The sequence below is a fragment of the Actinotalea sp. genome, assembly GCF_041597215.1.
Classification (GTDB): domain Bacteria; phylum Actinomycetota; class Actinomycetes; order Actinomycetales; family Cellulomonadaceae; genus Actinotalea.
Genome location: NZ_JBFHHB010000218.1, coordinates 1 through 5,474, shown reverse-complemented (window position 1 = coordinate 5,474; position 5,474 = coordinate 1). Strand labels below are relative to the sequence as shown.

General features: G+C 71.3%; 5 protein-coding genes. 3 read left to right on the top strand and 2 right to left on the bottom strand.

Annotation, left to right across the window (positions count from 1 at the left end):
- A partial coding sequence (locus ABWK99_RS13100) for an ATP-binding cassette domain-containing protein (RefSeq protein ID WP_372595146.1) occupies positions 1-989 on the bottom strand: 989 nt, incomplete at its 3' end.
- 185 nt (positions 990-1,174) lie between these two features.
- On the opposite strand from ABWK99_RS13100, the gene ABWK99_RS13095 reads away from it, so the two are divergent.
- Together ABWK99_RS13095 and ABWK99_RS13090 are read left to right on the top strand one after the other, a co-directional pair.
- Positions 1,175-2,500, top strand: coding sequence for a Glu/Leu/Phe/Val dehydrogenase (locus ABWK99_RS13095; protein ID WP_372595145.1), 1,326 nt, complete (start codon positions 1,175-1,177; stop codon positions 2,498-2,500).
- Entirely contained in the window at positions 2,497-3,051 is a 555-nt protein-coding gene (locus tag ABWK99_RS13090) for an NYN domain-containing protein (RefSeq protein ID WP_372595144.1), read from the top strand. The genes ABWK99_RS13095 and ABWK99_RS13090 overlap by 4 nt, the downstream gene beginning before the upstream one ends.
- A 60-nt stretch (positions 3,052-3,111) precedes the next feature.
- Here the strand turns inward: ABWK99_RS13090 and ABWK99_RS13085 are convergent, their stop codons facing one another.
- On the bottom strand, positions 3,112-3,765 hold the full coding sequence (locus tag ABWK99_RS13085; RefSeq protein ID WP_372595143.1) for a helix-turn-helix transcriptional regulator: 654 nt from the start codon (positions 3,763-3,765) through the stop codon (positions 3,112-3,114).
- Positions 3,766-4,127: 362 nt separating this feature from the next.
- Here ABWK99_RS13085 and ABWK99_RS13080 point away from each other — a divergent pair, with 362 nt between their 5' ends.
- Complete coding sequence (locus ABWK99_RS13080) at positions 4,128-5,414, top strand: extracellular solute-binding protein (protein ID WP_372595147.1); 1,287 nt, start codon at positions 4,128-4,130, stop codon at positions 5,412-5,414.
- Positions 5,415-5,474: the final 60 nt, after the last annotated feature.

Below are 5,474 nucleotides of genomic sequence, written 5' to 3'. Positions count from 1 at the left end.
GTTGCCTTGCGACCAGCCGCGGGGACCTCGTCGGGATCGTCGCGGAGCTCCTCTGCCGGACGGCCCGTGAGGCTGAGGAAGACGTCGTCGAGCGTGGGCCGGCGCACCCCGACGTCGTCCAGCGCGATCCCGGCGGAGTCGAGCCGGCGCAAGGCCTCCACCAGCACGGCCGTCCCGCCCGAGACCGGCACGAGCACCGAGCGCCGGTGCTCGTCGTGGACCGCGGGGCCGACGCCGAGCGGCTCGACGATGCCGGAGGCCTCCCGCAGACGACCTCCGTCGGCGATCGTGATCTCGAGCCGTTCCCCGCCGACCTGCCCCTTGAGCTCGTCGGCGGTGCCCTGGGCGATGATCCGCCCGTGGTCGATGACGACGATGCGGCTGGCCAGCGCGTCCGCCTCCTCCAGGTACTGCGTCGTGAGCAGGAGCGTGGTGCCGCGCTCGACGAGCGACTCGATCACCCCCCACATCTCGACCCGGCTGCGCGGGTCGAGACCCGTGGTGGGCTCGTCGAGGAAGAGGACGGGCGGATCGGCCACCAGGGCGCAGGCGAGGTCGAGCCGACGACGCATACCCCCCGAGTAGGTGCGGGTGGGGCGGTCAGCGGCGTCCTCGAGGCGGAAGGCCGCGAGGAGCTCCCTGGCACGCGTCGCCGCGACCTTGCGCCCCAGGTGGTAGAGCCGACCGATCATGTTCAGGTTCTCGAAGCCGGTGAGGTACTCGTCGACGGCGGCGTACTGGCCGGACAGGCCGATCCGCCTGCGCACCTCACGCGGCTTCGCCAGGACGTCCACACCGGCGACGGTGGCCGTCCCCGCATCCGGACGCAGCAGGGTGGCCAGGACGCGGACGATCGTCGTCTTCCCCGCGCCGTTGGGCCCGAGCAGACCGAGGACGGTCCCCTCCGGCACGGTGAGGTCCACCCCGTCGAGGGCCGTGACGGCGCCGTAGCGCTTGACGAGTCCTGTCGCGGTGATCGCATCGGCCATGGACGCACAGTAGGCGCGAGCCCCGACATCCGACAGAGGAAAGTCCGACGTCGCCCGTGGAAATGCCTGCGTGCCCCGCGCGCCGACGTGGCGATCCGCACGCCGTGGCGCCGGGAGTGCCAGAGTGGGTGCGACCGACGGGGGTCATCCTGTCGGCGTCCACGTCCGCCCAGGAGGACTGCAGCATGAGCGACACCCTCGCTCCCACAGGACAGGTCGACACGACGGGCCGCGACCGCGCGAGCACCCCGGCTCCGGACCGCCCTGCCCACGACGACGCGATCACGACGGCGAAGACGCAGCTCGCCGGGGCGGTCGCGCGACTCGGCTACGACGAGGGCCTGCACGAGATGCTCGCCACCCCGCGTCGGGAGATCAACGTCTCGATCCCGCTGCGCCGCGACGACGGATCGACCGCGCTCTTCCACGGCTACCGCGTGCAGCACAACGTCTCACGCGGGCCGGGCAAGGGCGGGCTGCGCTACCACCCGAGCGTCGACGTCGACGAGGTCCGCGCGCTGGCGATGTGGATGACCTGGAAGTGTGCCGTCGTCGAGCTGCCGTACGGCGGCGCCAAGGGCGGCGTCTCGATCGACCCGCGCCAGTTCTCCCAGGCCGAGCTCGAGCGCGTCACCCGGCGGTACACGAGCGAGATCATGCCGATGATCGGGCCGGCGCGGGACATCATGGCGCCGGATGTCGGCACCGATGCGCGCACCATGGCGTGGGTGATGGACACCTACTCGGTCAACCAGGGCTACACGATCCCCGGAGTGGTGACGGGCAAGCCCCTGGAGGTCGGCGGATCGCTCGGCAGGGCGACGGCGACCTCGCGCGGGGTCGTGCACTCCACCCGTGCGGCGCTGCGCGAGGAGGGCCTGACGCTCGCCGACGTGAGCGTCGCCGTCCAGGGATTCGGCAAGGTGGGCTCGCACGCCGCGGCGATGTACGCCGAGGCCGGGGCTCGCGTCGAGTCGGTCTCCGACCAGTACGGCGGGCTGTACCGCGAGGGCGGGATCGACATGGTCGCGCTCTTCGAGCACGTCGCCCGCACGGGATCGGTCGTGGGCTTCCCCGAGGCGGACCCGCTGGGCGACCAGTCCCTGCTCGAGCTCGAGGTCGACGTCGTCGTCCCGGCAGCCGTCGAGGGAGTCCTGACCCACGACAACGCCCCGCTCGTGCGCGCCCGATGGGTCGTGGAGGGCGCGAACGGACCGACCTCCGCGCGCGCCGACACGATCCTCGCCGAGCGCGGGATCGTCGTCGTCCCGGACATCCTGGCGAACGCCGGCGGCGTGATCGTCTCCTACTTCGAGTGGGTCCAGGCCCAGCAGGCGTACTGGTGGACGGAGGCGGAGATCGAGCAGCGGCTCGAGGAGCGGATGCTGCACGCCTACGATGCCGTTGCCGACGTCGCGCGTCGCGAGAAGATCTCGATGCGCGACGCCGCGCTCATGCTGAGCGTGCGGCGGGTGGCCGAGGCACACAAGATCAGGGGGCTGTACCCGTGACCACGTACCTGCTCGTCGACGGCGAGAACATCGACGCGACCCTCGGCGGATCGATCCTCGGCGGACGCCCCGCCCCGGACCAGCGCCCGCGGTGGGAGCGCGTGCTCGACCACGCGCGCAGCGTCTGGGGTGGGACGGAGGCCAAGGGCCTCTTCTTCCTCAACGCCTCGAGCGGCTCGCTGCCGATGAGCTTCGTCCAGGCGCTGCTCGCGATCGGTTTCCAGCCGATCCCGCTGTCCGGTGAGAGCAGCGAGAAGGTCGTCGACATCGGCATCCAGCGCACGCTCGACGCGCTGGCCGACCGTCCCGGCGACGTCCTCCTCGCCACGCACGACGGCGACTTCGCCCCCCAGCTCGCCGCGCTCCTGGGCCCGGGACGCAGGGTCGGCCTGCTCGCCTTCGGCGAGTTCGTCAGCTCCTCGTTGCGTCAGCTCACCGATGGCGGGCTGGAGATCTTCGACCTGGAGCACGACGTCCAGGCCTTCACCTCGCGCCTTCCGCGCGTGCGGATCATCCCGCTGGCCGAGTTCGACCCGACGCGCTACCTGTGAGTCACGCTCCTGGCCGCCCGGCACGCCCGGGTGGCCAGGACGTGCGAGGACGAGAGGGCCTCAGGCCTCGCGCAGGTGCAGGACGCACGCTCCCGACACGCTGGAGAAGGGGTCGACGCCCTCGACCTCGAGCGGCCCGCCGAGCCTCTCGGCCAAGGCACTCGTCATCCCCAGGTGGGCGGAGCACACGACCTCGGACCTGCTCTGCGCGAGATGAGCCAAGGGGCACTGCTCGAGGTGGATGTCGTAGCCGGAGGTCTCGGTGCTGAAGCCGAGTCCCTCGAGGTGGTCGACCAGCGCACCGAGCTGGCTCGGTGCGTCCTGGGCCGCAGCGCCGACCAACGGCGGCAGCCCCTCGACGAGCGCCCGCCCGGCGGCGCGCGCGGCGTCCGCCGGGGACTCGGCGGCCTGCCCGTAGCCGGCGACGAGCACGGCGTCGAGCCGGGCCCGCACGGTCTGCGGGCCGTCCTCGACGGGGACGGCACTCCGGTAGAGCATCTTGGGGCGACCCCGCACGGTGCGGTGCTCCCGCTCGCGCGTGACGAACCCGACCGTGACCAGACGGTCGAGGTGCTCGCGCGCCGTGTTGACGTGCAGCCCGACCTCGCGGGAGATCTCGTCGACCCCGACGGCCTCACCACGGGCGCGAAGCAGCTCGAGGATCGCCACTCGACTCGGTGACGCCAGCGCCTGGTGTTCGTCCCATCGGACCATTCCCTGATTCTCACGGTCCCCCGAGGGCCAAACTTGGGACCTCCTGCCCTCCCCCGCCCACGGGGTCCCCCGGCGCGTCCGCCCTGCGGATCATCACAGTTCGGTTACGGGATTTGACTGCAAGCGCCATCAGGGTGGAGCGTCGCACCCGACACCTGAGACCGGTCCCAATATGGGGTCGCCTAGCTCCCAGCAATTCTGGGACCGGTTCCAGTGGCGCTGTCCGGCAGGACAGGACCACCCGGGGGCACCACCCCCACGCGAAGCACCCGGCCGGGAACGGTCCGGACCACCACCGGCGGCACCGATGCCACCGGACGACGAAGGAGTCACACGTGCGCACGATCAGGAAGCCGTGGCTGATGCTCACGGTCGGGATGGCCAGCGTCGCCGCCCTCACCGCCGGCTGCGGCAGCAGCGACACCGCCACCTCGACCGAGTCGTCCGACTCGGCAGCGGCCTCGGGTGAGGACATCACCCTGACCATCACCACGTTCAACGAGTTCGGCTACGACGACCTGTACGCGCAGTACGAGGCCGAGAACCCGGGCATCACGATCGAGGCCACCAAGGCCGCGACCTCGAACGAGGCCCGCGACAAGATGACGACCGGCCTCGCCGCCGGCTCCGGCCTGACCGACATCGAGGCGATCGAGGTCGACTGGCTGGCAGAGCTCATGCAGTACCCGGACAAGTTCGTCGACCTCACGAGCGACGACGTCGAGGGCCGCTGGCTCGACTGGAAGGTCGCCCAGGCCACCACGCCGGACGGCATGCTCATCGGCTACGGCACGGACATCGGCCCGGAGGGTGTCTGCTACCGCTCCGACCTGTTCGCCGCCGCCGGCCTGCCGACGGACCGCGACGAGGTCGCCGCCCTCCTCGACGGGGACTGGGACACCTACTTCGGCGTCGGCACGACCTTCGCCGCCAGCTCCGACGTGCCGTGGTTCGACTCGGCAGGCGCCATCTACCAGGGCATGATCAACCAGATCCCCGCCGCGTACGAGAACGAGGACGGCACGGCCAAGCCGCTCGCCGACAACGCCGACGTCAAGGCCGTGTACGACGCCGTCCTCGCCGCCTCCGTCGACGACAACCTCTCGGCCCACCTGAGCCAGTGGAGCGACGACTGGAACAACGCCTTCCAGAACGACGGCTTCGCCACGATGCTCTGCCCGGGCTGGATGCTCGGTGTCATCGAGGGCAACGCCGCTGGCGTCGAGGGCTGGGACATCGCCGACACCTTCCCCGGTGGCGGCGGCAACTGGGGCGGCTCCTTCCTGACCGTCCCGGCGCAGTCCGAGCACCCGGAGGAGGCCCGCAAGCTCGCCGCGTGGCTGACCGCCCCGGAGCAGCAGATCGCCGCGTTCAAGGCCAAGGGCACCTTCCCGAGCCAGGTCGAGGCACTGGCGAGCGATGACCTGCTCGGTCAGACCAACGCCTTCTTCAACGACGCCCCGACCGGCCAGATCCTCGCGAACCGCGCGGAGGCCGTGACGGTCGCCCCGTTCAAGGGCGCGAACTACTTCGCGATCAACACCACCGTCACCGACGCCCTCACCCGGGTCGACGTCGACAAGACCGACGACGCAGCGACGTCGTGGGACAAGGCCGTCCAGGACTTCACGAACCTCGGCCTGAACTGAACCGGTCAGGGCCGGGCCACCGTTCCCCGGTGGCCCCGCCCTCCTCCCAGTCCCCACCGC

What these genes read in the sequence shown, in the direction of transcription:
- ABWK99_RS13080 (WP_372595147.1), top strand. Translation starts at nt 4,128, where the DNA reads ATGCTCACGGTCGGGATGGCCAGCGTCGCCGCCCTCACCGCCGGCTGC.
- ABWK99_RS13095 (WP_372595145.1), top strand. Translation starts at nt 1,175, where the DNA reads ATGAGCGACACCCTCGCTCCCACAGGACAGGTCGACACGACGGGCCGC.
- ABWK99_RS13085 (WP_372595143.1), bottom strand. Translation starts at nt 3,765, where the DNA reads ATGGTCCGATGGGACGAACACCAGGCGCTGGCGTCACCGAGTCGAGTG.